At 63.1% G+C, this 22,797-nt stretch carries 24 protein-coding genes and 3 tRNA genes; 14 read left to right on the top strand and 13 right to left on the bottom strand.

From position 1 onward, the window contains the following. The first annotated feature begins 57 nt into the window (after positions 1-57). From ATC04_RS08755 to ATC04_RS08715, 9 genes are all read left to right on the top strand, one after another. A complete protein-coding gene (locus ATC04_RS08755) occupies positions 58-558 on the top strand; it encodes an Lrp/AsnC family transcriptional regulator (protein ID WP_047119261.1) in 501 nt (166 codons plus the stop codon). A 170-nt stretch (positions 559-728) separates the two neighbouring features. Then, complete coding sequence (hisC, locus tag ATC04_RS08750; RefSeq protein WP_047119262.1) at positions 729-1,814, top strand: histidinol-phosphate transaminase; 1,086 nt, start codon at positions 729-731, stop codon at positions 1,812-1,814. Continuing rightward, positions 1,811-3,214, top strand: coding sequence for an amino acid permease (locus ATC04_RS08745; protein WP_047119263.1), 1,404 nt, complete (start codon positions 1,811-1,813; stop codon positions 3,212-3,214). The genes hisC and ATC04_RS08745 overlap by 4 nt, the downstream gene beginning before the upstream one ends. Before the next feature lie 148 nt (positions 3,215-3,362). Beyond that, positions 3,363-3,435 (top strand) — tRNA-Ala (locus ATC04_RS08740). Between the two features lie 216 nt (positions 3,436-3,651). Beyond that, positions 3,652-4,149: an SRPBCC domain-containing protein gene (locus tag ATC04_RS08735; RefSeq protein WP_047119264.1), complete on the top strand. Its 498-nt coding sequence runs from the start codon at positions 3,652-3,654 to the stop codon at positions 4,147-4,149. A 127-nt stretch (positions 4,150-4,276) separates the two neighbouring features. Then, positions 4,277-4,349 (top strand) — tRNA-Ala (locus ATC04_RS08730). Between the two features lie 169 nt (positions 4,350-4,518). Beyond that, a complete protein-coding gene (locus ATC04_RS08725; RefSeq protein WP_231735946.1) occupies positions 4,519-5,544 on the top strand; it encodes a magnesium and cobalt transport protein CorA in 1,026 nt (341 codons plus the stop codon). After that, positions 5,544-6,158: a GyrI-like domain-containing protein gene (locus tag ATC04_RS08720; RefSeq protein WP_047119265.1), complete on the top strand. Its 615-nt coding sequence runs from the start codon at positions 5,544-5,546 to the stop codon at positions 6,156-6,158. The genes ATC04_RS08725 and ATC04_RS08720 overlap by 1 nt, the downstream gene beginning before the upstream one ends. A gap of 25 nt (positions 6,159-6,183) precedes the next feature. Then, on the top strand, positions 6,184-6,870 hold the full coding sequence (locus tag ATC04_RS08715; protein ID WP_047119266.1) for a DNA alkylation repair protein: 687 nt from the start codon (positions 6,184-6,186) through the stop codon (positions 6,868-6,870). Positions 6,871-6,966: 96 nt separating this feature from the next. Here ATC04_RS08715 and ATC04_RS08710 read toward each other — a convergent pair whose 3' ends face one another. After that, the gene (locus ATC04_RS08710; RefSeq protein ID WP_047119267.1) at positions 6,967-7,650 is read right to left on the bottom strand and encodes a hypothetical protein; all 684 of its coding nucleotides are present in this window, start codon (positions 7,648-7,650) and stop codon (positions 6,967-6,969) included. After that, a complete protein-coding gene (locus tag ATC04_RS19295; RefSeq protein WP_147407181.1) occupies positions 7,647-8,168 on the bottom strand; it encodes a hypothetical protein in 522 nt (173 codons plus the stop codon). Before ATC04_RS19295 ends, ATC04_RS08710 begins: the two co-directional genes overlap by 4 nt. A gap of 197 nt (positions 8,169-8,365) precedes the next feature. Here ATC04_RS19295 and ATC04_RS08705 point away from each other — a divergent pair, with 197 nt between their 5' ends. Together ATC04_RS08705 and ATC04_RS08700 are read left to right on the top strand one after the other, a co-directional pair. After that, positions 8,366-8,698: a nuclear transport factor 2 family protein gene (locus ATC04_RS08705; protein ID WP_286158845.1), complete on the top strand. Its 333-nt coding sequence runs from the start codon at positions 8,366-8,368 to the stop codon at positions 8,696-8,698. 14 nt (positions 8,699-8,712) lie between these two features. Further along, positions 8,713-9,060, top strand: a complete 348-nt coding sequence (locus tag ATC04_RS08700) for a TfoX/Sxy family protein (protein WP_047119268.1) — start codon at positions 8,713-8,715, stop codon at positions 9,058-9,060. A gap of 315 nt (positions 9,061-9,375) precedes the next feature. On the opposite strand, the gene ATC04_RS08695 is transcribed toward ATC04_RS08700, so the two are convergent. From ATC04_RS08695 to ATC04_RS08645, 11 genes are all read right to left on the bottom strand, one after another. Continuing rightward, a tRNA-Ala gene (locus tag ATC04_RS08695) sits at positions 9,376-9,448 on the bottom strand. A 74-nt stretch (positions 9,449-9,522) separates the two neighbouring features. Then, positions 9,523-9,900 carry a ribosome silencing factor gene (rsfS, locus tag ATC04_RS08690; RefSeq protein WP_047119269.1) on the bottom strand — a complete coding sequence of 126 codons (378 nt, stop codon included), beginning with the start codon at positions 9,898-9,900 and terminating at the stop codon, positions 9,523-9,525. Positions 9,901-9,958: 58 nt separating this feature from the next. Continuing rightward, entirely contained in the window at positions 9,959-11,488 is a 1,530-nt protein-coding gene (locus ATC04_RS19290) for a hypothetical protein (protein WP_157359280.1), read from the bottom strand. Positions 11,489-11,565: 77 nt separating this feature from the next. Next, positions 11,566-12,126: a nicotinate-nucleotide adenylyltransferase gene (gene nadD, locus ATC04_RS08680; RefSeq protein ID WP_047120755.1), complete on the bottom strand. Its 561-nt coding sequence runs from the start codon at positions 12,124-12,126 to the stop codon at positions 11,566-11,568. A 47-nt stretch (positions 12,127-12,173) separates the two neighbouring features. After that, the gene (locus tag ATC04_RS08675; protein WP_047119270.1) at positions 12,174-12,386 is read right to left on the bottom strand and encodes a hypothetical protein; all 213 of its coding nucleotides are present in this window, start codon (positions 12,384-12,386) and stop codon (positions 12,174-12,176) included. 115 nt (positions 12,387-12,501) lie between these two features. Continuing rightward, positions 12,502-13,773, bottom strand: coding sequence for a glutamate-5-semialdehyde dehydrogenase (locus tag ATC04_RS08670; RefSeq protein ID WP_047119271.1), 1,272 nt, complete (start codon positions 13,771-13,773; stop codon positions 12,502-12,504). A 23-nt stretch (positions 13,774-13,796) separates the two neighbouring features. Beyond that, complete coding sequence (gene proB, locus ATC04_RS08665) at positions 13,797-14,933, bottom strand: glutamate 5-kinase (RefSeq protein ID WP_047119272.1); 1,137 nt, start codon at positions 14,931-14,933, stop codon at positions 13,797-13,799. Beyond that, positions 14,930-16,513 carry a GTPase ObgE gene (gene obgE / locus ATC04_RS08660; protein ID WP_047119273.1) on the bottom strand — a complete coding sequence of 528 codons (1,584 nt, stop codon included), beginning with the start codon at positions 16,511-16,513 and terminating at the stop codon, positions 14,930-14,932. The genes proB and obgE overlap by 4 nt, the downstream gene beginning before the upstream one ends. A gap of 125 nt (positions 16,514-16,638) precedes the next feature. After that, a complete protein-coding gene (gene rpmA / locus ATC04_RS08655) occupies positions 16,639-16,893 on the bottom strand; it encodes a 50S ribosomal protein L27 (RefSeq protein ID WP_022875303.1) in 255 nt (84 codons plus the stop codon). A gap of 46 nt (positions 16,894-16,939) precedes the next feature. Further along, positions 16,940-17,248, bottom strand: a complete 309-nt coding sequence (gene rplU / locus ATC04_RS08650) for a 50S ribosomal protein L21 (protein ID WP_047119274.1) — start codon at positions 17,246-17,248, stop codon at positions 16,940-16,942. 227 nt (positions 17,249-17,475) lie between these two features. Further along, positions 17,476-20,343, bottom strand: a complete 2,868-nt coding sequence (locus ATC04_RS08645) for an Rne/Rng family ribonuclease (RefSeq protein WP_047119275.1) — start codon at positions 20,341-20,343, stop codon at positions 17,476-17,478. A 609-nt stretch (positions 20,344-20,952) separates the two neighbouring features. Here ATC04_RS08645 and ATC04_RS08640 point away from each other — a divergent pair. The 3 genes from ATC04_RS08640 (at position 20,953) to ATC04_RS08630 (ending at position 22,716) form a co-directional block, all read left to right on the top strand. After that, positions 20,953-21,576, top strand: coding sequence for a vitamin K epoxide reductase family protein (locus ATC04_RS08640; protein WP_047119276.1), 624 nt, complete (start codon positions 20,953-20,955; stop codon positions 21,574-21,576). Between the two features lie 2 nt (positions 21,577-21,578). After that, on the top strand, positions 21,579-21,980 hold the full coding sequence (locus ATC04_RS08635) for a DUF2809 domain-containing protein (RefSeq protein ID WP_047119277.1): 402 nt from the start codon (positions 21,579-21,581) through the stop codon (positions 21,978-21,980). A gap of 145 nt (positions 21,981-22,125) precedes the next feature. Then, a complete protein-coding gene (locus tag ATC04_RS08630; protein WP_047119278.1) occupies positions 22,126-22,716 on the top strand; it encodes a GNAT family protein in 591 nt (196 codons plus the stop codon). The last annotated feature ends 81 nt before the right edge of the window (positions 22,717-22,797 follow it).

Below are 22,797 nucleotides of genomic sequence, written 5' to 3'. Positions count from 1 at the left end.
CTTGAATCTGCGGGATCGCTCCGCAGCCTATGCAGCCGAAGACGAAGTGAGGACCGAATGCGCATCGACCAACTGGATGCAGACCTGATTGAGCTGCTCACCGACTCCCCCATGCTGCCGGTCATGGAATGCGCCCGCCGCCTCGGGGTGGCCCGCGGCACCGTCAGCAGCCGGCTGGCGCGGCTCCACGAGGCGGGGGTGATCCGCGGCATCGTGCCGCGCATCGAGCCTGCGGGATTCGGCTACACGCTGGTGGCCTTCTGCTCGGTGGAGATCATCCAGAAGTACGGGCACGATCCGGTGGCCACCGCCTTGGAGGAAGCGATCCCGGAGATCGTGGACATGTACACCGTCACCGGCACCTCGGATCTGCAGCTGCGCGTAGTGGCCAGGACTCCCGAGGACCTGCAGGACATCTTCAACCGGATCAACACCGTGCCCGGGGTTGCCCGCACCTCCTCGTCCTTCGCCCTGCACGAGCATTTCCAGGGACGCACCCTTCCCCTGGTAGAAGCCTGTGCGAAAGCTGGTTCGGGAACTGTGCAGACTGACCAGTAAAATGGGGTGTTGACCAATTTACGCTATGCAGGTTGCATAGCGGTGCGCGCGGCGATTGAAACGGCCTGATCTGCCACTCTAGAGTCGAAGCTTGTGAATCGCGACACGCGAGGATATGAGCGGGGCCACCCGCACCCCCATTTGTGCCCATGGTCTTCAGAGAGGAACCCATGACCCTTCACCAGCGCCCTTCCTTGCAGGCAGTCCCCGCTTACAAGCAGGGAAAGCCCGCCGCCGCTGGAGCCTCGAAGCTCTCGTCCAACGAGTCGCCGCACGAGCCGCTGCCGTCGGTGCTCGACGCCATCCGCGACGAGATCCAGAGCATCCACCGCTACCCGAGCATCGCCGCCCCGCAGGTCACTGCGGAACTGGCCGCGCTGCACAGCGTGGATCCGGCGCACCTGACCCTGGGCGCAGGCTCCGTCGAGGTGGCCGCGCAGCTGATCCATGCGGTCGCCGCCGAGGGCGATGAGGTCATGTACGCATGGCGCTCCTTCGAGGCCTACCCGTCGCTGGTGCGCATCGCCGGGGCAACCCCGGTCGAGGTGCCGCTGGACGCCGACGCCAAGCACGACCTGGACGCGATGCTGGCCGCGGTCACCGAGAAGACCTGTCTTATTTTCATCTGCAACCCGAACAACCCGACCGGCACCGTGGTGGAAGCCGAGGCGCTGGAGCGCTTCATCGCCGCCGTGCCGCGCGACGTGCTGATCGTGATCGACGAGGCCTACGTACACTTCGACCGCTCGGCAGTGCGCGCCGACGGCGTGGAGCTGTTCAAGAAGAACCCGAATGTCGCGGTGCTGCACACCTTTTCCAAGGCCTACGGCCTGGCCGGCCTGCGCATCGGCTACGCCATCAGCCCGCTGGAGGTGGCCGAGAACCTGCGCAAGGTCGCCATCCCGTTCGGCGTCTCGGATCTGGCCCAGCGCGCGGCAGTCGCCTCGCTGCAAGCCGCCGACGAGCTGGCCGTGCGCATCAACGAGGTCGTCGCGCAGCGCGAGCGCATGTACGCGGGCCTGGCCGCCGCCGGCTACCCGGTCGTCGCGTCCGAAGCCAACTTCGTATGGATCGCCGCCGGCGACGCCACCGCTGACATCGAGGCCCGCCTTGAGGCCGGCGGCGTGGTCGCCCGCGCCTTCCCGGGCGAGGGCCTGCGCATCTCCTCCGGTTCCGAGCTGGACGTGGACCGCGTGCTGGCAGCGCTGGGTGCCGATTCCGCCGCCGTGGCCGCAGCCGAAGGTGCCATCGCGTGAGCGCGGCACTGAAAGACCAGTCGGAGCAGCATCTGCATGCGGGGCTGACCCGCCGCCAGATCTCCATGATGGGCCTGGGCGGCGCCATCGGCGCCGGCCTGTTCGTCGGCTCCGGTCAGGCGATCTCCATTGCCGGCCCGGCCGTGCTGGTCTCCTACCTGCTGGCCGGCACCGTCATCATCGTCATCATGGCGATGCTGGCCGAGATGGTCGCCGCCAACCCGTCCTCCGGCGCGTTCAGCACCTTCGCCCACAAGGCGATGGGACGATCGGCTGGCAGCACCCTGGGCTGGCTGTACTGGATCCAGCTGGTTGTGGTGGTGGCCGCCGAGGCCACCGGCGCCGCGGCCATCGTCGCCGGATGGTTCCCCAGCGTCCCGCAGTGGGGCTGGGTCCTGCTCTTCGTGATCGCCCTGTCCGGCGCGAACCTGCTGGGCGTGCGCAACTACGGGCGCTTCGAATACTGGTTCGCGGTCATCAAGGTCGCGGCGATCATCGCCTTCCTGGTGCTCGGCGCTCTGGTGCTCAGCTACATCATCCCGACCGATCAGCCGGTGGGCCTGGGCAATCTGGCCGCGCACGGCGGTTTCGCCCCGGGCGGCATGGCAGGCATCGCCGCCGCAGTGCTGATCGTGATCTTCTCCTTCGGCGGCACCGAAGTGGTTGCCATCGCCGCGGCCGAGTCCAACAACCCGGCTGACAACATCAAGCGCGTGGTGCGCTCGGTGATGGCTCGAATCCTGGTCTTCTACCTGGGCTCCATCCTGGTCATCGTCGCCGTGGTGCCGTGGAATGATCCGGCCATCGTGACCGGGCCGTTCGCCGCGGTGCTCAGCGTGCTGAACGTCCCGGGTGTCGAGGTCGTCATGAACGCCGTAGTGGTCATCGCGCTGCTCTCGGCCATGAACGCCAACATCTATGGCTCCTCGCGCATGCTGTATTCGCTGGGCAAGCGCAAGCTGGCCCCGGTGGCAGTAACCCACGTGACCGGCAAGGGCGTTCCCGCCAAGGCCGTGATCAGCTCCGTTGCCTTCTCCTTCCTGGCCGTTGGCCTGAACTGGATCTGGCCGGAGAAGGTCATGCCGATCCTGCTGAACGTGGTCGGCTCCACGATCATCGTGATCTGGTCATTCATCGCTGTCACGCAGTACATCCTGCGCCGCCGCGCCGACCGGAACGGCGAGCACCTGCCGGTGCGCCTGTGGGGATTCCCGTACCTGTCCATCGCGACCATGGTGGTCCTGGCAGGCATCATCGGTGTCTCCATGACCGATGCGGCGGCCCGCACCCAGCTGCTGCTGACCGCGGGGCTGACCGCAGTGATCTGGATCGTTTCCAAGATCGCGCTGCGCAACGTACCTGAGGTGATCGACGTGGAGCACGTCGACGAGGTCGCCTAGGCCCCCTGGCCAATGGCTCCGATCTGCACTGCGGGTCGGAGCCATTGTCGCTTTCAAGGTGGTTTTCACTTGGCGCAATGCCCGATTTCGCGTTCCCGGAATTGTGTTCTATGATTATCAAGTTGCCTCATCAGGTAGCAATCCTCACGGGGGTATGGCGCAGTTGGTAGCGCGTCTGCATGGCATGCAGAAGGTCAGGGGTTCGAATCCCCTTACCTCCACGAAAATTAATCTCAGGATGCACCAGCATCCTGAGATTTTTCTTTACCCGGATTCAAAAACCTACCGCAACGGCAGATTCATTCAAGCTGGAGACATTTCGAGCTCGACTCGTTACCCTTGGCTCTACAGCTCTCACCGAGGTTCCGAGTTCAGCGCGAACAAGCACGGAGAGAACCCATATGGCTCGCAGCAGCGATCATCACCGAGGAGCCGGCATGAGAACACCGAAACCCACCGGGCGCGTGGAGAAAAATGCGAACGGAATCGACCTTGTCCTGACACGAATGCTTCCTGTTGGACTTCAGGAGGCATGGGCGGCACTCACCGAGCCCGACAGCACAGCTCGGTGGATCGGACGGTGGGAAGGAACCGGGGCCCAGGGGCAGACCATCAAGCTTCAGATGGGCTTCGAAGAAGGAAGTTCCTGGTCCGACGTCGTCATCACCGAATGCCGGGCGCCGAATTTCCTGCGGGCCCAGACCGTCGATGATTCCGGCTCATGGGATCTGTCCATCGAGTTGTCCTCAGCGGCCCAAGCGACCGAGCTGCGCTTTGTGCACCATGGACTGGTGCCAGGAGCAGTCGGGGACATTGGACCGGGCTGGGAGTATTACCTCGACCAGTTGCTCGCTTCAATCACGGGTGGGCCGCTTCCCGTCTGGGATGACTACTACCCCGCCCAACGGGATTACTTCCAAAGCCAGGAAGGCTGAGTGATTCCCTTGACGCCCTGAGCGCCGTGGTGGGCTTCGCATTTGTAGCTGGCGGGCTCAGGAACCTGAATCATGGGCGCGCCCGGTTTTGCGTTGAAAGCCCATCGGAGTAGTGTTTACCCAGTAGGGGGCTATAGCTCAGTTGGTAGAGTGCTTCGTTCGCAATGAAGAGGTCAGGGGTTCGAATCCCCTTAGCTCCACGGATTCCCAGCCGGGTTCATGAATCATGAGCCCGGCTGTTTTCGTATCATCCGCTTCCACAATCAGACGTCGGCAGGTTCGAAAAAGAACCCAGCAAAGAGAGTGGGGTCTCGTCCCTTGGCAGGTAGTCTCCCCCGCCGGTCGCCGAAGCACTGCACGCCAAGCCGCGTGCCGGCCATCTTCCGTTTCATCCAAGATGGAGCGATCGTTGAAGCTCCCAAGGATGCCGATATCGCGTCGGTGCTGGAATTCTCCCAGCCGGAGGCAAATCGGGTTGGCCTCGGAATCTACCCGGTCCCCGCTCGCGAAGACATCCACGAGTTGGCTCGGGCTTGGCAGCTGCACCCAGTTTTAGTTGACGACCTGCTCCATGCCGGGCAGCGCCCAAAGCTCGAACGCTACGGGGACGTGACTTTGCTGGTCGTCCGATCTGCGTTGTACCTTGACGAGGCCGAAGAAGTCGAGCTTTCGGAATTCCATGTGCTGCTTCGACCCGGCGCGCTGGCGATCCTGTGCCAGGATAACCGCTGGATTGATGGGACCCCGGGGCGCGACTGGGCCGAGGACATAGGCGGCAGCCAGGCGGTTCTGGACAAGCAGCTCCTGGCAAACCAGGCGTTGTTGAAGTTGGGGGCCGAAGCGATTCTCTACCGGCTGTTGGACGAAATTGTCGACGGTTACGTCCCTGCCCTGCAGGGACTCGGCATCGACAAGGAGCAAATCGAGCTGCAGGTATTCGGCGGCGATGCCACGGTCACCGAGCGCATCTACCGGCTCAGCCAGGAAGTCATCGACATGCAGCATGCGACCGCCTCTCTCAGCGAGGTCGTCCGTTCGCTGGCTTCCGGCTTCGAGAAGTACAACGTGCCCGGCGAACTGCAGACCTACCTCCAGGATGTCTCGGACCACCTGACCCGCGCCCACACCCAAACGCAGGAGTACCGGGACGCGCTGTCCCAGATCCTCAACGTGAACTCCACGCTGGTGGCCCAGCGCCAGAACGAGGACATGAAGAAGATCTCCGGTTGGGCGGCAATCTTGTTCGCTCCGACGCTCATTGCCGCCATCTACGGCATGAACTTCGACAACATGCCGGAGTTGCATTGGGCGCTGGGGTACCCCGTGGCGATCGGGGGCATGGTGCTGTTTGCCGCCGGGCTTTATGGTGTCTTCAAATGGAGAAAGTGGTTCTGATGGACAAGATCGATTTCAAGAAGACCGATTCCTATCATGCGCCCAAGACGTTCCAGTCCATCGATGTGCCGCAGATGCAGTATCTCATGATTGATGGACATGGTGACCCGAACACCGCACAGGCTTACCAGGACGCACTGAAGACCCTCTACCCGGTGGCCTACAAACTGAAGTTCGCCAGCAAGCTGGCGGGTCGGGACTATGTGATGCCGCCATTGGAAGGTCTCTGGTGGGCCGAGCAGATGGAATCGTTCACGGTGGCGCGGGACAAGTCCCAGTGGGACTGGACGATGATGCTGATGGTTCCCGAATGGCTTGGCCCGGATGACGTCGCGCAGGCGTTGGACACCGCACAGTCCTCGGGCGAACTTCCCGCCGGAGACAAGATCCGGCTTGGATGCCTTTCCGAAGGCAGTTGTGTCCAGGTGCTGCACATCGGCTCCTATGACGATGAAGCACCCGTATTGGCTCGAATGCATGAATTCATCAATGAGCAAGGCATGGACCTGAGCGGGAAGCATCACGAGATCTACCTCTCCGACCCTCGTCGAGTTCAACCAGAGAAGCTTCGTACCATACTTCGCCAGCCGGTGGTCCTGGCCTCGCGCAAATAACCCAAGGAAACTCAAGGAGCAAGTCATGAGCACTGTCCTGACGCCGCAGAGCACGGTGGCCGAGGTTCAAACGGCTCTCGCCGAGTTGGACGACCCGCGCATGCGTGCAGTCAATGAAAAGCATGGTGATGACCTCGGCGTGAATCTCACCAAGCTTCGCGGCCTGGCGAAAGCCCTGAAAAGCAATCAGGAATTGGCGGAGCAGCTCTGGGCAACCCGTGAGACGGCCACCCGACTGGTCGCCATCCTGATCTGCAAGCCGCGCGTATTCACCCTTGATGATTTGGAGCGATGGCTCCGTGAAGCCAGGACTCCGAAGGTCCAAGGCTGGTTCGTGAATTACGTGGTGAAGAAAAGCAAGCATCTGGAAGACCTCCGTAGGATGCTCGTTGAGGACGCGGACCCAATTGTTGCCAGTGCCGGCTGGGAATTGACCGCGCATCAGGTCGTCAAGTCACCGGAGAATCTGGAGCTTACGAATTTGCTGGACACTGTCGAAGCCGAAATGAAGACAGCACCCGAACGCTTGCAGTGGGCGATGAACAACACCTTGGCCCAAATCGGTATCGAACATGAGCCATTGCGGTCGCGCGCCCTGCAAATCGGCGAGGATCTGCAGGTCCTGGCCGATTATCCAACACCTCCGGGATGCACCTCGCCTTTCGCACCCATCTGGATCACTGAGATGGTCAGCCGCAAATCTGCCTCGTAGGACTAGTCTCCGAAACGGCGCTGCGCGCCCGGGAATTCACGACCGCAGCCCCCAGGCGCGGAAGGCTGAACGGGTTACCGACCGGCCGGTGGAATTCTACGCCAAGCGGCCACGATGGAGTGTGGTTGACGCAAGCCAGAAAATTGTCTGGGCGGCCACTACGGTCACGGCGCCCATCGCAACGGTTCCGATGGTCCAGGCGCCCCACACCGTACCGAGTCCTATCAATCCAACGGTCGCCGTTGCCACGACAACGGCGGCCAACAGAATGAGTCGCTTAGCGGTTTCCAAGTTCTCCGCACCATGCTTCCACCCTGCAAACAGCTCTGTGGCCTGTACCAGCGCAACACCGATGCCCGAACCAGTTGCGAACGCAATGACGCCAGGGTCCGGCGCGGCAGTTTGAATCGAGACAATCACTACTGCTGCAATAACCAAGATCGCAACAGCATCGATAACGGATGCGATTACCCGCCACCTCCCTGCTCCCTCGTTGAGTTGGCGCTTGCGCGGGATGTAATCCCACGCTCGAGCAATAAACCAACGGCTTGAGAGCAAGCCGATGGCCAGGGATCCAGCGGGTGCGACTAGGGCCGCAAACAGATCGTTCGTGGCGACCCATACGACTGCCCCAATGGCGACAAGCACCGGTACTGAATTCAATCGTGCAAACCACCATCCACGCAAGTAAAGTGCGCGTGCCTCCGCCACGTCGAGGGGATGCAAGAACTTTTTCTTCGAGAAATCTGGCAGATCTACAGCTTCGTTCATCTCATTCATTTCGAGCTCCACGGCGTGGTTTTTATGAAGTCGGTGCCTACACTGCCTTTGGCGAGTTCGTAGACTTTCTGCCTGGCCACACCCAGAGAGCTGGCCACGGTGACTGCGCTGTATTCCTCCAGCAACGCTTCAATGCTGGCTGCACGTATGCCCGCCGCGCGAGCGACTAGATGTGAAGCAAGTGCGCTAACTTCCGCAGCGATAAGAGCGACTACGCGGTCTCCCCCAAATTCAGCGGCCCACGAAACCCGTCCGGAAGCAGCGGCCGCGTAGAGTCGATCCCCGGCATCCTGGAGATGGGACTCAACACTTCCTGGGGTGACACCGGCCGCGCGAAATCGCTCAATTACAGCTTCCAGGACAGCAACTGGTTCGCGCTGGCGATGTGCGAGCACACGTAACCATTCCGGATCAGCACGAACATCGAAACTGTCCAGAGATATGTCACCCCCGGGATTACACTTCATGTATTGAATGATCAACTCCGTCAGCTGCGCTGTCAATAGGTGTTGGCCCACGGATCTTCCAGCAATGCCAAAGTCTCTCGTGGCAAACGGCTGGACAGGAAATGTTGTTGACATGATTCACGCAAGTCGGTGTCGAAGTCGATTTCAGAGAATATTATTGGGAGCCACTGCATCACGGAAACATTGCATCCGCATCCACACTTTCGAGCAGGGAGCGTCTCATGAAGTAGGACAGCGCCTACAACATCGTGCTGGACTACCACCGTGCGTGGACCAGCGGCAATGTGGATTTGGCGATGAGCTACGTCTCCGATGACATCACCTGCCGATCCCCCGGGGCGGATTTCCAGGGCAAAGACGCCTACAGGACCTTTATCGCCGGTTTTGCTCCGACGCTCGTCGGCATTGGGGAGATCGCGGAGTTCGTCGACGGGGACCGCGTGGCGCTGTTCTATTACCCCCAGACTGCTGCGACTTCCACAGCACCCGCAGCAGAATTATTCACCATCACTGACGGCAAAATTGTAGAGAACATTCTGATCTTCGATCGGCTCTCCTACGGTCCTCCCAAGCGGATTTAGCCGAGGTAGACGAGATGACGCCCGAGCAGACTGTGATCGTCCAGCGCATCCGTACCCTGCTGGCCGACGAACCGGAACTTCGCGAAGTATCGATGTTTGGAGGCAGGTCAATCATGGTGAATGGCAAGATGGTCGTGAGCGTTCGAAAAAGCGGGACCCTGCTTGTACGCGTCAATACCGATCAGCTCGAAGAGTATCTGGAACGGCCGGAGGCAACAAAAGCACTCATGGGATCTGGTCGCGAAATGGCGCCGGGGTGGATCGAAATCGCAGCGGACGCATTGAGCGAAGGTGGTCCACTGTCTTTCTGGGTCGGTGCCGCGATGGACTACAACCGATTCGTGGCGCGCGGAAAACCCTGAATCAGATCGATGTGACCCGCAACCGCGAGTTCCGGAACTGCCACAACCACATCGACAAGGACGGGAAAGTGACCCTGAGACACGACGGGAAACTGCGCCACCTGGGGGTCCGCAATATCCACGGACGCAAGAAAGTGGTGATGCTGATCGACACCGAAGAAGTCACCGTGCTGGACCCGCAGACCTCGGAAATCCTCAGCCGGCACCTGATCGACCCGGCCCGGAACTACTGGCCGGATAAGCAGAAATCCCCCCGCCGATGGCCGGGGGATTCTGATCAAATTTTGTCAAGGTTCTCTCGACTCTTCACATTTGTGGAGGTAAGGGGATTCGAACCCCTGACCTTCTGCATGCCATGCAGACGCGCTACCAACTGCGCCATACCCCCGTGAGGATCGCTACCTGATCAGGCAACTCATCTATCATAAATGAATGTCTGAACAGGATGCAAATCCATCTCGACTAGTTCTTTTTGCCGTCGGCAGCAGGCAGCTCGATCACCGGGCAATCGGACCACAAGCGCTCCAGCGCGTAGAAGACCCGGTCTTCCTGGTGCTGTACGTGAACTACCACGTCTCCGTAGTCGAGCAGCACCCAGCGGCCGAGGCCGAAGCCTTCACGGCGAACGGGGCGCAGGTCGAACTTCTCGATCACCTTGGCCTGGATCTCGTCCACAATGGCATTGACCTGAGGCTCGGAACCGCCGGAGACGATCAGGAAGGCATCGGTGATGCCCAAACGTTCGGCCACGTCGAGTGCGACCATATCCTCGGCAAGTTTTTCTGCGGCGGCCAGTGCCGCGGTATGCACGAGGGCAATTGAGTCTGCGTGTGCGCCCATGAAGTTGGGTGTCTCCTTTAGGAAGGGGTGGATCAAGGACTTAATTGTCCTATAAAAACTAGTTGGTCAACAACATGATCAGGCCGGCCACTAGGGCCGCGCCGCCAACGCCCAAGGCCACGATCATGGCGATAAGCATGTTATTGGCACGGCGTACACCGTGAGTCTGCACGTCAAGCGGCTGTAGACCTTGGGCATCAACTGCCTCGATACGAGGTAGTTCGACGACCTTGTTTTCGGACGCTGATGCCGGCGCGGGCTTGGCCGCGACAGGGGCCTTGGCAACCGGTGTCGGCTTCGCGGCCGGACCCGGCTTTGGAGCCGGTTTCGCAGCAGGCTTTTGCTCTGGCTTTGCAGCTGGTTTGGCTGCCGCCGGTTTCGGTGCAGGTTTGGCAGGAGCTTTCGCTGCAGGCTTCGGCGCAGGCTTGGCGGCGGGCTTCACGGGAGGCTTGGAAGCGATCTTCCCCTGGGCATCCAACGACAGCGAAACGCTTTCGGTTTTCGGCCCGGAGATACCAGTTTTGGCGATCCGCTCTTCGACTTCGCGAATGTTGCCCATCGCGCCAGTGAATGGGTCGGAAGCAACTTCTTCCTTGCCCTGCTTGGAATTTTCCACGCGCAGGCGCTCACGCTCGGCAGCACGGCGCGAAATAATTGCGGCACGCGCAGCCATTTCGCGCTGATGGGCCAGAACTTCAAGATCGATTTCGGAGTCGTCTTCGCCCAGCAGGATTGGTTCGACCGGAGATTTCGGGTCGTGTGCACGTCGTGCGGCCAACGCGTCCTCGACGCTCATGACAGTTGTATCAGGCGCGCCCTCCGCTCCTGGCTGCTTTGCAGGCTTGGCAGCCTGGACAGGTTTGGCCGTAGCGGCTCCCTTGTTCTGGTCGGCCAATGCCTGCAAGCGCAGCTGCCGGCGGGTCAGCGGCTTCGGATCATCGGCAGGCTCCACGGTTGGGACATGGCTTGTCAGCGAGCCGACTTCTTCCTGAAGGCGGCGGCGCTCACGCAAGGCTTCGCGGTCACGGGCGCGACGCAATGAGGCGCGCTCCCCCAATGCTTCAGGCTTCTGCGCTGCGGGAGTAGATGCAGCTGCCTTGGAAGCGGCAGTCTCGCTCTCTTCGGGCTTGGACTGCGCCGGCTTGTCCGGTGCGCTCTTGACCGGTGCTGATTTGGCTTCAGCGGGCTTAGGTGCCGCAGGCTTGGAGGCTGCCGTCTTGGCCGGCTGGGGTTTGGGCGCAGATTTGGCGGCCGGGGTTTTCTCGGCAGGCTTCGCGGGAGCCTTCGGGGTACCGGAATTGGCTGCCGGTTTCTTGGCAGCAGTTGTCGGCTTGGCGGCAGGCTTGGATTCCGTTGTCTTGGCAGGCGCAGGCTTGGAATCAGCAGGCTTCGATGCAGATGGTACGGGTTTAGCCGGAGCAGAAGAGCTCTTGGAATCGGTCTTGGCGGATTCAGCCTTGGCCTTCTTGTCCGCCTGTTCCTTGGCGGCCTGTTCAGCCTTGCTATTGGCGAGCAGCGCCTCCATTTCGGCGCGTCGCTTTTCACGCAATGCCCGCCTACTGGAAACTGGCTGCGAGTTATCGCTCATCTGGTGCTACTCCCGACCGCATAGACAAATACCGTCACCTTAATCGATTATGCCGTGTATTACGGCTCAATGTGAGGTTACGACTCGGTATAGAGCCCATATTTTGCAATGTACTGCACCACACCATCGGGTACCAGGTACCAGACGGGCTTGTCCTCGGCGACGCGTTCGCGGCAGTCGGTGGAGGAAATCGCCAGTGCAGGAATCTCCAGCTGGGAGACGTTGTCCCGGCCCAAATCGGAAATCACGTACCCCGGACGGCTAACGCCTACGAAATGCGCGAGGTCCCAGACCTGGTCGATGTCCCGCCAGCTCATGATCTGGCTCATGGCGTCGGCACCGGTGATGAAGAACAGCTCGGCGTCGGGGCGCTGGGCGCGCAGGTCGAGCAGCGTATCACGGGTGTAGGTGGCGCCCTCGCGGTCGATATCCACGCGGCTGACGGTGAAGCGCGGGTTCGACGCCGTGGCGATGACGGTCATCAGGTACCGGTGCTCGGCATCGGTGACGCTGCGGTCGGCCTTCTGCCAAGGTTCGCCCGTGGGCACGAAAACCACTTCGTCCAGGTCGTATTCCGCGGCGACCTCGCTCGCGGCAACCAGGTGGCCGTTGTGAATGGGGTCAAAAGTACCGCCCATCACGCCGAGGCGCAATGGGCGGTTCTTGACTTGTTCGTCCGCCAAGATCAGTGGTGCTCGGCGTGGGTCTTGAACTGGCGGTGCTCGTCGAAATCGTCAGGCTTGATTTCGTGGCGCAGGCCTACGTTGGTGTAAGAAACGGTGACCAGCAGCAACAGCATAAATGCCAGGAAGATGCCGCCGCCAATGATCAGGGCCCAGGTATGCGAATCCAACCCAGTGGTGCTTGCGGCTGCGGAAGCCATAATCAGCGCGTTCAAGATATTTCTCCAGTTGTTTTCCTCGTTGCCTGCCGCGTCGGGGGCTAGCCCGGGCAGTGGCCCGAAAGGTCACGGTAGCGTTCTTCTACATGGTACCGAATTAGGCGGTCAGAAACTATTTACGGACATGTCCGTCGCCTTGGACGATCCACTTGGTCGTGGTCAGTTCGGCCAGTCCCATGGGTCCCCGGGCGTGCATCTTCTGGGTGGAGATGCCAACTTCGGCGCCCAGGCCAAGCTGGCCGCCATCGGTGAAGCGGGTCGATGCGTTGACGATGACCGCGGCGGAGTCGATTTCAGCGATGAAGCGCTCTGAATTGCGCAGCGAGGAGGTGATGATCGCCTCGGTGTGGCCGGTGGAGTAGGCGCGGATGTGCTCCAGCGCCTGGTCCATGTCGTCCACCACCTTCACCGCGATGTCAAGGTCGAGGTACTCGTTGGCCCAGTCGTCCTCCCCCGCCTGCACCGTGGCAATCTCCGGCACCAGCTGGGCGGCGCGTTCCTCGGCGTGCAGGGTGACCCCGGCGGCCGACAAGGCCTGCAGCACGCCGGCGGCGGCCGCGGCATTCTGGTGGATCAACAGGGTTTCCACGGTATTGCAGACGCTCGGACGCTGGGTCTTGGCATTGAGCAGGATGTCGGTGGCCATTTCCAGGTCGGCGCTCTCATCCAGGTAGATGTGCACGTTGCCCTCGCCGGTTTCGATGACCGGCACCTTGGCGGTGGTGACCACCCGCTGGATCAGCTCGCGCCCGCCGCGCGGGATGAGCACGTCGATCTTGCCGCGGGCCCCCATCATGGCGTCGGCGCCTTCGCGGCCGTATTCGTCCACGGAGATGACCAGGTCGCGGGGCAGCGACACGGATTCCAGGGCGTCGCGGATGAAGCCGACCAGCGCCAGGTTGGAGTTCAGGGCCGCCGAGCCGCCGCGCAGCAAGACCGCGTTGCCGCTCTTCAGCGACAAACCGGCGATGTCCACGGTGACGTTGGGACGGGCTTCGTAGATGGTGCCGATGACTCCCATGGGCACGTTGACCTGGCGCATGCGCAGGCCGTTGGGCAGGGTTTCGCCGCGTACGACGCGGCCCACCGGATCGGGCAGGCCGGCCAGTTCGTGCAGGGCGGAGATCAGCGAATCGATGCGCGGAGCATCCAGCTTCAGGCGGTCCAGCATCGCCGCCGAGGTCCCGTTGGCCTTGCCGGCCTGAAGGTCCTTGGCATTCGCGGCGATGATCCCTGCGCGGTTGGCGTCGATGGACGCCGCAATGGCGCGCAGGGCCTTGTCCTTCCAGTCGCGGTTGGCGCGGGCCAGCACGCGCGAGGCGCGGCGGGCCCGGTCGGCCAGCTTGTGGACGGCTGCATCGGTCTCGGAAACGGTGAGGGTCATGCACCCATTGTAGGTTCCGGAACCTAGATCAGCGCCAAGTCATCGACATGTACTACCGGTTTTTCGTAACCTTCGCCGAGGTCGGCCAGCAGCGTGGAGGTGGAGCGGCCGAACATTGCCGGCAGTTCCAGTGCGGCGTAGTTCACCAGGCCGCGGGCCACCACGGTTCCTGAGGCGTCGCAGATCTCCACCGCGTCCCCGGCTTCGAAGTCCCCGGTAGCCGAGGTGATGCCTGCGGCGAGCAGCGACTTCTCGCCGCTGCGGATGGCGCGCACCGCGCCGGCGTCCAGCATCAGCCGGCCGTGGGCCACCGCGAGGTGGGCCAGCCAGACGTCGCGGGCCGAGCGGCGGGTGTTGCGCGCGGCGAACCAGGTTCCCACGTCCTCGCCGGCCAGCGCGCGGGCGGCGTTGGCGGTGGAGGTGACCAGGGCCGGGATGCCGGCCGAAGCGCTGAGCGTGGCGGCCTGCACCTTGGTGATCATGCCTCCGGTGCCCACCGACGAGCCCGAGGTGCCCAGGTCGATGGCGCTGATCTCGTCCGGGTGGCCGACCAGCGGGATGCGGCTGCCGCCCTGGGCGGGATGCGCATCGTAGACGGAGTCCACGTCGGAGAACAGCAGCAGCGCGTCGGCCTTGACCAGGTGGGCCACCAGCGAGGCCAGGCGGTCGTTGTCGCCGAAGCGGATCTCGTGGGTGGCGACCGTGTCGTTCTCGTTGACGATCGGCAGCACCCCGAGGTTCAGCAGCCGCACCAGCGCGCGCAGCGCATTGGTGTAGGTGGTGCGGCGCATCAGGTCATCGGCCGTGAGCAGCACCTGGGCGACGGTGATCCCCTGCTGCGCGAACTGCGCGGTGTACTGCGCCAGCAGCAGGCCCTGCCCCACCGAGGCGGCCGCCTGCTGGGTGGCCAGGTCCTTGGGGCGCTTGGCCAGCGCCAGCGGAGCCAGGCCGGCGGCGATGGCGCCCGAGGACACCAGCACCACCTCGGTGCCCACGGCCACCGTGCGCGAGAGCGTATCCACCAGGAAGTCGAGCCGCTCCTGGGAGATGCCGCCTTCCACGGTGGTCAGCGAGCTGGAGCCCACCTTGACGACCAGGCGCTTGGCCTGGGGCAGCTGGGCGCGGGAGGACACCGCGGAGAGGGTCTTGGTGGTGTTCACTGGTCTTCCTGGGCGCGCTGCTTGGCCTTGCGCTCAGCGGCCTTCGCATGCACGGACTCGGTCCAGATGCCTGCGCGGCGCTCGGCCTCCAGCTCGTCGCGGGCAGCGGCCTTGGCCGCCTTGCGGTCCTCGTGCTCGGCGCGCTTCTCCTCGCGGGTCTTGCGGGCGCCGCGGTCCTCCAGGCGCACGTCCTCGCCGCGGCGGCTGCCCAGCAGCTCCGCGCCGGCGGCCATGGTCGGCTCCCAGTCGAAGACCACGGAGTTCTCCTCCACGCCGATGACCACCGCGTCGCCCGGCTTGGCGCCGGCCTTGAACAGCTGGGTCTCCACGCCGAGCTTGGCCAGGCGGTCGGCCAGGTAGCCGACGGCCTCGTCGTTGCGGAAGTCGGTCTGCATGATCCAGCGCTCCGGCTTCTCGCCGATGACGCGCCACAATGGTTCGAGGTTCTGCTCTTCGCGGCGGATGTAGAATTCCCGCTTGTTGACCGAGCGCGGGCGGATCACCGGCACCTCGACCACAGGGGTTTCCACGACACGCGAGGCGCGGGCCTCCTCCACCAGCTTGGCCATCGCGAAGGACAAATCGCGCAGGCCGTCGCGGGCCAGCGCGGAGATCTCGAAGACCTGGTAGCCGCGGCTCTCCAGCTCCGGGCGCACGAAGTCGGCCATGTCCTTGCCGTCCGGCATGTCGACCTTGTTCAGCGCCACCAGCTTGGGGCGTTCGACCAGCGGGACGATGGTGCCGTCGGTGCCGGTGAAGGTGGAGTCGGCCTCGTAGTTGGCCAGCTCGGCTTCGATGGTCTCCAGATCGGTGATCGGGTCGCGGTCGGATTCCAGCGAGGCGCAGTCCAGCACGTGCACGATGGCCGCGCAGCGCTCGACGTGGCGCAGGAACTCGTGGCCCAGGCCCTTGCCCTCGGAGGCGCCAGGGATCAGGCCCGGCACGTCGGCCACGGTGAAGCGGACCTCGCCGGCCTGCACGACGCCCAGGTTCGGCACCAGGGTGGTAAACGGGTAGTCGGCGATCTTAGGGCGCGCGGCGGAGACCGCAGCGATCAGCGAGGACTTGCCGGCCGAAGGATAGCCCACCAGCGCGATGTCGGCCACGGACTTGAGCTCCATGACGACGTCCTGCTCTTGGCCGGGAATACCCAGCAGCGCGAAGCCCGGGGCCTTGCGCTTGTCGGAGGCGATGGCGGCGTTGCCCAGCCCGCCCTGGCCGCCGGCGGCGGCGAGGAATTCATCGCCCACGTTGACCAGGTCGGCGAGGATGTCGCCGTCGCGGGTCTTGATGACGGTGCCTGCAGGCACACCCAGGATCAGGTCCTGGCCCTGCTTGCCCGGGCGCAGGCCGCCCTTGCCCGGCTCGCCGTTGCCGGCCTTGCGGTGCGGCAGGTGGTGGAAGTCAAGCAGCGTGGTGACCTGCGGGTCGACACGCAGGATGATGTCGCCGCCGTTGCCGCCGTTGCCGCCGTCGGGGCCGCCCAGCGGCTTGAACTTCTCACGCTTGATGGACACACAACCGTGACCACCGTTGCCTGCGGTGGCATGAAGGGTAACGCGATCAACGAATGCAGCCACGGGGCCATCTACTCCTAGAAAAGGGGTGCGAACTTTTGCTCGCTTAAAAGTCTATCTACGCACGCAAGGGGCGGACCGGAATCGGCCCACCCCTTGTGTACTAAAAATGCTGTTGCGTGCCTGAGTTAGGCAGCAGCCACAATGTTCACCACGCGGCGACCACGACGGGTGCCGAACTCGACTGCACCGGCAGCCAGAGCGAACAGGGTGTCGTCCTTGCCGCGGCCTACGCCGGCGCCTGGGTGGAAGTGGGTGCCACGCTGGCGAACGATGATTTCGCCTGCCTTGACTTCCTGACCACCGAAGCGCTTTACGCCCAGGTACTGTGCGTTGGAATCGCGACCGTTGCGAGTGGAACTCGCACCTTTCTTATGTGCCATGATTTAGCCTCTTTCGCTACAAAAAATGGATAGTACGAGCGCCTAATTAGGCGATCGAGGTGACCTTGACCTTGGTCAGAGCAGCACGGAAACCCTGGCGCTTCTTGTAACCGGTCTTGTTCTTGTACTTCTGGATAACGATCTTCTGACCGCGGAGGTTTTCAACGACCTCGGCGGTGACCTTGACCTTAGCCAGGTCGGCAGCGGCGGAAGTTACCTTCTCGCCGTCCACCAGCAGCAAGGCAGGAAGCTCAATGGAGCTACCTGGGGCAGCCTGAAGACGGTCAACGGTGATCAGGTCTCCAACGGAAACCTTTTCCTGGTGGCCGCCTGCGCGGACAATTGCGTACACCACGTGGGTACTCACTTCTACTCGACGTTTATTGTCTTACCGGCGCAGAAATCAACCCGCAAACCTTGTTCAGGTCCGTTACGCAGGGATCTCATGCGCTTGTGCCTTGACGCCGAGCGGACCAAAAGTCCGTGATCTTGGCGTTTAGCACCGATCAACTAGATTACGCTAGTCCACGCCACTGGGGCAAATACAAACTGCCCCAGTGGGTGAACCGTGACCAAGTTCATCTATTTCAGTTCGCGGACCGGAACTCCGACACCGAACATGACCGGAGCACCGGCCGGTTCGGCAGGCTTTTCAGCCCGTGAACTGGCGGTATCCATCTGGACTACCGAACCGGTAGCAGCGGATACCTCGACCACTTCCACCGCCGCGTTCGCATCGCCCTGGACCGAGGTGGCCCGACGGCTGCGTCGCTTTGGTTTGGTGGAACTCTGTGGGGCCGCCGAAGCGGCGGCGGCAGGCGCAGCAGGTGCTGCGGTCTGCTCGGCAACGGGGGCCTGGGAAGCCGGCAGGGCCAGGCCGGTCAGGACCGGCTGCTCCCCCGAGGAGGCCTCCTGCGGACGCGAGGCGCGGCGCGAACGGCTGCGGGCAGGCTTCGAGGAAACCTGTTCTGCTGCGTTCTCCGGCTCGGCGGCAGCCTGCTGCTCTTCGGCCTGGGACTCGGCCCCCTGCTGCTCGTCCTGGCCGCGGTTGCGGCCGCGGGAACGGGAGCGGCGCCGTGGCTTGCGCCCGGAGTCGGACTGCTCGCCCTGTCCTTCGCCTTCCGGCAGCGCTGCTTCCAGCGATTCCAGGGTGAGGGACGAGTCGGCGGAGCCGGTCTCGACGTGCTTCGGCATCGGAACCTCGTCGTCGCCGATCTTCACGGCGTGCTCGGCCGGGTGATCCAGGTGCGAGGCCGCGGCGATGTTGGCCAGGGCATGGCGCGTGGCTTCGGTCTTCTCCTCGACGACCTCGGTGTGCTCCTGCTCTACCGGCTTGCTCTCGTCCTTGTCCCCGCCGCGGCGGCGGCGGTTGCGCGAAGGCTTCTCGGCGTACTTCTTCGAATGGCTCTCGCCATGCGAGTTGAAGGACTTGCGGGATTCAACAGGCTCCTCGTGGGTGATGACACCCGCGCCGGCGCAGTGCTCGCACTCCTCGCCGAAGACTTCCAGCAGGCCGGTGCCCATGCGCTTGCGCGTCATCTGCACGAGGCCCAGGCTGGTCACCTCGGCCACCTGGTGCTTGGTGCGGTCGCGGCCCAGGCACTCGACCAGTCGGCGCAGCACCAGGTCGCGGTTCGATTCAAGGACCATGTCGATGAAGTCGATGACGATGATGCCGCCGATGTCGCGCAGGCGCAGCTGGCGCACGACTTCCTCGGCCGCTTCCAGGTTGTTCTTGGTGACGGTCTCTTCGAGGTTGCCGCCCGAACCGGTGAACTTGCCGGTGTTCACGTCGATCACCGTCATGGCTTCGGTGCGGTCGATGACCAGCGAGCCGCCCGAAGGCAGGAAGACCTTGCGGTCCAGCGCCTTGGCGATCTGCTCGTCCACGCGGTAGTTGGCGAAGATGTCCTCGTCCTGCTCCCACTTTTCCAGGCGGCCCATCAGATCCGGCGCCACGTACATGACGTAGGCCTCGATGGTGTCCCAGGCCTGCTCGCCGGAGACGATCAGCTTGGTGAAGTCCTCGTTGAAGACGTCGCGGACGACCTTGATGGTCAGATCAGGCTCGGAGTACAGCAGCTCAGGGGCCAGGGTCTTGGTCGAGGTCGACTGCTCCTCGATGCCTTCCCACTGGGCACGCAGGCGGTTGATGTCATTGGTCAGCTCCTCTTCCGAGGCGCCTTCCGCTGCGGTGCGCACGATCACGCCGGCGTTCTCCGGCAGGTGGTCCTTCAGGATCTTCTTCAGACGCTGGCGCTCGACGTCGGGCAGCTTGCGGGAGATGCCGGTCATGGAGCCGCCCGGCACGTACACCAGGTAGCGGCCCGGCAGGGAGACCTGGCTGGTCAGGCGGGCGCCCTTGTGGCCCACCGGGTCCTTGGTGACCTGCACCAGGACCGAGTCGCCGGCCTTCAGGGCGTTCTCGATGCGGCGCGGCTGGCCTTCGAGGCCTGCCACGTCCCAGTTGACCTCGCCGGCGTACAGCACGGCGTTGCGCCCGCGTCCGATGTCCACGAAGGCGGCCTCCATGGACGGCAGCACGTTCTGCACCTTGCCCAGGTAGACGTTGCCGATCAGCGAATCCTGCTGGGTCTTGGACACGAAGTGCTCGGCGAGCACGCCGTCTTCCAGCACGCCGATCTGGATGCGGTCCTCGCGCTGGCGCACAATCATCTTGCGCTCAACCGACTCGCGGCGCGCCAGGAACTCGGCCTCGGTGATCACCTGGCGGCGGCGGCCGGTCTCGCGGGATTCGCGGCGGCGCTGGCGTTTGGCTTCCAGGCGGGTGGAACCGCGCACCGAGGCGACCTTGTTGTTCACGCTGGCGTGGCTTTCGATGCCGGCGCGCGGGGCGCGGACACGGGTGACGGTGTTCGGCGGATCGTCCTGCGAGCCGCCTTCGAGTTCCAGGTCCACGTCTCCGCGGCGGCGGCGACGACGGCGGCGCGAGGTGACGTCTTCGCCCTCGGACTGCTCCTCGGCTTCAGGGCGCGGCGTGGTGCGGGTCTTCTTCGCGACGGCCTGGGCCAGCACCGAGTGGGCCGATTCAGGGATCGCAAACGGGTTCATGATCATGGTGTTGCCGTGCTCGGCCAGCAACGCGCCGGTGCGGTCTTCGGGCTCGGCGTGCGCCTCGGCCTCGATGGCTGCTTGGGCGATGGCCTCGACGGTTTCCAGCGAAGCTGCCGGTGCGGCCGCCTCGACGGTTTCGGCGGCCGAATCCTGCGGCTGCTCGGAAGCGGCGGCCTCGGCTGCCTGCTGCTTGGCGGCCTGCTCGTTCACTGCCTCGTCGGCGGCTGCGCTGCGCGCGCTCTGGGCGCGGCGGTCGGCCTGGCGGCTGGCGCGCTTGCTGGAGTCAGGGGTGGACACCTGGGTGCGGCGGGTGGCCCGCCAGCGGTACTGGGTATCCTCGACGCCGGCAGCGGCGTTCAGCTCTGCCAAGGTCATGGCACGGCGCAAAGGACGGGCCGGAGTGGTGGACACCTGGGTGCGGCGGGCGCGCGTCGAACGATTGCCTCGCTTGTTTCCCTGCGCCCCACCCTTTCGCTGATTTGATGCGCTCATTTAATTTCGCGTACTCCTACTAATGTCCAACGTCGGCATCCTCCACAGACGGCGCCTTGGCTGAATCTACAATCATGACGTGCGGCTCGGCCTTCTTCTATGAGTCGGCCGGACGCAAAAGCTCTATATATTCCGCAGCTATCCACGCCGCGGGTCCGGTTTACCGATCCCGACGCAGCAACTGCGGCTCAACGCGGCCCTTTCAAACCAGCTGCTTTCCTTTGCAGCCCTTCGATCCGCGGTATTCCCTCGGGAGGCGCACATATTGGGCACTCAACCGAAGCGATGCATCGCCTGACGATCTGTCGTTTCGAAAGTCTCTCGTTGGGTTGAAAGCAGACTGTGGATCCGCGAACAACCATTCCCATTCTCTCATATTTCGTTCACATCGCGTTCACGGGCACATATCCGTTGCACAGAAAATCTTTCTAGGATAAGAACGCACACGGCGGAGACATCCGCTTTCCTAGGAACATATGGAATAGTCAAAGCATGGTTTCATCACTTGAAAATCAACAGGCCCCGGGCGTGTTGCCCTGGTGGGCGAGGGATCGCGGGTTCGGCCTGTTCACCATCATCACCGGCTTCATCGCTTGGGTCGCGGCCGGGATCCTGGTTCTGGAGCGGATCGAACTCTACAAGAATCCCGACTACGTCACCAGCTGCGACGTCAATCCATGGATTTCCTGCGGCACGGTCATGAAGACCGAGCAGGCCGGCATCTTCGGGTTCCCCAACCCGTTCTTCGGCATCGTCTGCTTCGCCGTCGTGGTGACCATCGGCTTCACGCTGCTGGCCGGGGCCACCAAGCTGCAGCGCTGGTTCTGGATCTGCTTCCAGCTGGGCATCACCGCGGCGTTGGGCCTGGTCATCTGGTTCTGGTACCAGGCACTGTACGAAATCAACGCCCTGTGCCTCTACTGCATGGTCGTGTGGACCATGGTCATCCCGCTCTTTGTCTTCACCACCGGACGCAACGTGCTCAACGGCGTGATCCCCTCCGGCGAAGGAGTCAAGAAGCTGTTCCGCGAATGGAGCTGGATCATCACCGCCATCCTGTGGCTGCTGGTCGCCGCGACCGTCATCCTGCGTTTCCCGAACGCCTTCTTCGGATAAGCATGGGCAGTGTTTCCGCACGCCGACTGACCTTGGGGATCATCGCCATCGCGATGGTCCCCGTTGGTTTAAGCGCCAGATACCTGGCCGACGGGCTGGCCGCAGACCTCTCCGGCGGGGTGCTGTACGCAGCATTGTTCTACGTGTTGCTCGCCTTCATCTTCGTCAGGCGTTCCCCGTGGCTACCAGCCTCCCTGGCTTTCCTGTGGTGCTTCGGGATCGAATTCCTGCAGCTCACCGGCCTGCCAGCGCTGATGGCTTCCATGCTCCCGGCAGCCCATCTGGTGTTCGGCTCCGGATTCGCTGCGCTGGATCTCGCGGCCTATGCGCTGGGGATCCTGCTGTCCGCAGCGCTGGATTTCTGGCTGGGCAAACACTCGAAGTCCGTGCCCAAGCCCCGGTGAGCGACTCCGGCGTGTCCAGCGCGTCCCACTGAAGCAATTCTTTAGCTTAACTCCTAGCCAAACCACCTTTTCCGTTGCGTATACGTTGATCCAGCCGCAGCTCGTTTCGAGGAACGTGAAATACGCAACAGGGTAGATTGGATGCATGGCCAGTGACATATGGAACACAGAGAACGCCCAGGACTACGGAATCAATCTGCTGATTTCGGAGCACATCCGACTGCGCGAACTGCAGGACGATGACCTGCCAATCCTGACCCAGTGGTGGAATAGCCCGGAGTTCATGGCGCTGCAGGGCTCCCTGGTGCTCCCGCATCCGGGAACCGAAGCCGCCGAGCTCTTCAAGGGCCGCAGCCTGAACCGGGGCACCACCGACGGGGTGGGCTTGTGCATCACGCTGCCCGACGACACCCTGATCGGCCACACGGCGCTGTACAACTACAACGCCCCGGCCCGCTCGGCCGAGCTGATGATCATGATCGGCGGCTCCAACGTGGGCCAGGGCTACGGCACCATGGCAACCAAGATGATTATCGATTTCGGCTTCCGCGAAATGGGGCTTAACCGCATCGGACTGAGCGTCTGGGCCTACAATGAGCGTGCGCTGCGCACCTTCAACCGGGCAGGATTCCGCGAAGAAGGACGCGAACGCCAGGCTGGCTTCCATGATGGCCAGTTCCACGATCGGATCATCATGGGCCTGCTGGCCAGCGAATACTTCGGACCGCGTTCCTAGCCCCGATCATCCACCCAGAGCACGCGCAAGTCATCACTGAGCTGGCAAAAGATCATCCTCACGGTGTTGATCAACCAGCTA

Origin of the sequence: Arthrobacter sp. YC-RL1 (assembly GCF_001454985.1) — a bacterium.
Classification (GTDB): Bacteria; Actinomycetota; Actinomycetes; order Actinomycetales; family Micrococcaceae; genus Glutamicibacter; species Glutamicibacter soli.
The sequence above is the reverse complement of the archived record's forward strand: the minus strand, read 5'-3'. Positions and strand labels throughout refer to the sequence as shown.

Excerpts from the sequence above, each read along its gene's own strand:
- hisC (WP_047119262.1), top strand. The coding sequence starts at position 729 with ATGACCCTTCACCAGCGCCCTTCCTTGCAGGCAGTCCCCGCTTACAAG.
- rsfS (WP_047119269.1), bottom strand. The coding sequence starts at position 9,900 with ATGGGCGCACACGCAGACTCAATTGCCCTCGTGCATACCGCGGCACTG.
- ATC04_RS08710 (WP_047119267.1), bottom strand. The coding sequence starts at position 7,650 with ATGAATGAGATGAACGAAGCTGTAGATCTGCCAGATTTCTCGAAGAAA.
- nadD (WP_047120755.1), bottom strand. The coding sequence starts at position 12,126 with ATGGGCGGTACTTTTGACCCCATTCACAACGGCCACCTGGTTGCCGCG.
- ATC04_RS08755 (WP_047119261.1), top strand. The coding sequence starts at position 58 with ATGCGCATCGACCAACTGGATGCAGACCTGATTGAGCTGCTCACCGAC.
- ATC04_RS08700 (WP_047119268.1), top strand. The coding sequence starts at position 8,713 with ATGACGCCCGAGCAGACTGTGATCGTCCAGCGCATCCGTACCCTGCTG.
- ATC04_RS08670 (WP_047119271.1), bottom strand. The coding sequence starts at position 13,773 with ATGACCCTCACCGTTTCCGAGACCGATGCAGCCGTCCACAAGCTGGCC.
- ATC04_RS08635 (WP_047119277.1), top strand. The coding sequence starts at position 21,579 with ATGGGCAGTGTTTCCGCACGCCGACTGACCTTGGGGATCATCGCCATC.
- ATC04_RS08735 (WP_047119264.1), top strand. The coding sequence starts at position 3,652 with ATGAGAACACCGAAACCCACCGGGCGCGTGGAGAAAAATGCGAACGGA.
- ATC04_RS08630 (WP_047119278.1), top strand. The coding sequence starts at position 22,126 with ATGGCCAGTGACATATGGAACACAGAGAACGCCCAGGACTACGGAATC.
- rpmA (WP_022875303.1), bottom strand. The coding sequence starts at position 16,893 with ATGGCACATAAGAAAGGTGCGAGTTCCACTCGCAACGGTCGCGATTCC.
- ATC04_RS08645 (WP_047119275.1), bottom strand. The coding sequence starts at position 20,343 with ATGACCTTGGCAGAGCTGAACGCCGCTGCCGGCGTCGAGGATACCCAG.
- ATC04_RS19290 (WP_157359280.1), bottom strand. The coding sequence starts at position 11,488 with ATGAGCGATAACTCGCAGCCAGTTTCCAGTAGGCGGGCATTGCGTGAA.
- ATC04_RS08640 (WP_047119276.1), top strand. The coding sequence starts at position 20,953 with ATGGTTTCATCACTTGAAAATCAACAGGCCCCGGGCGTGTTGCCCTGG.
- ATC04_RS08715 (WP_047119266.1), top strand. The coding sequence starts at position 6,184 with ATGAGCACTGTCCTGACGCCGCAGAGCACGGTGGCCGAGGTTCAAACG.
- ATC04_RS08720 (WP_047119265.1), top strand. The coding sequence starts at position 5,544 with ATGGACAAGATCGATTTCAAGAAGACCGATTCCTATCATGCGCCCAAG.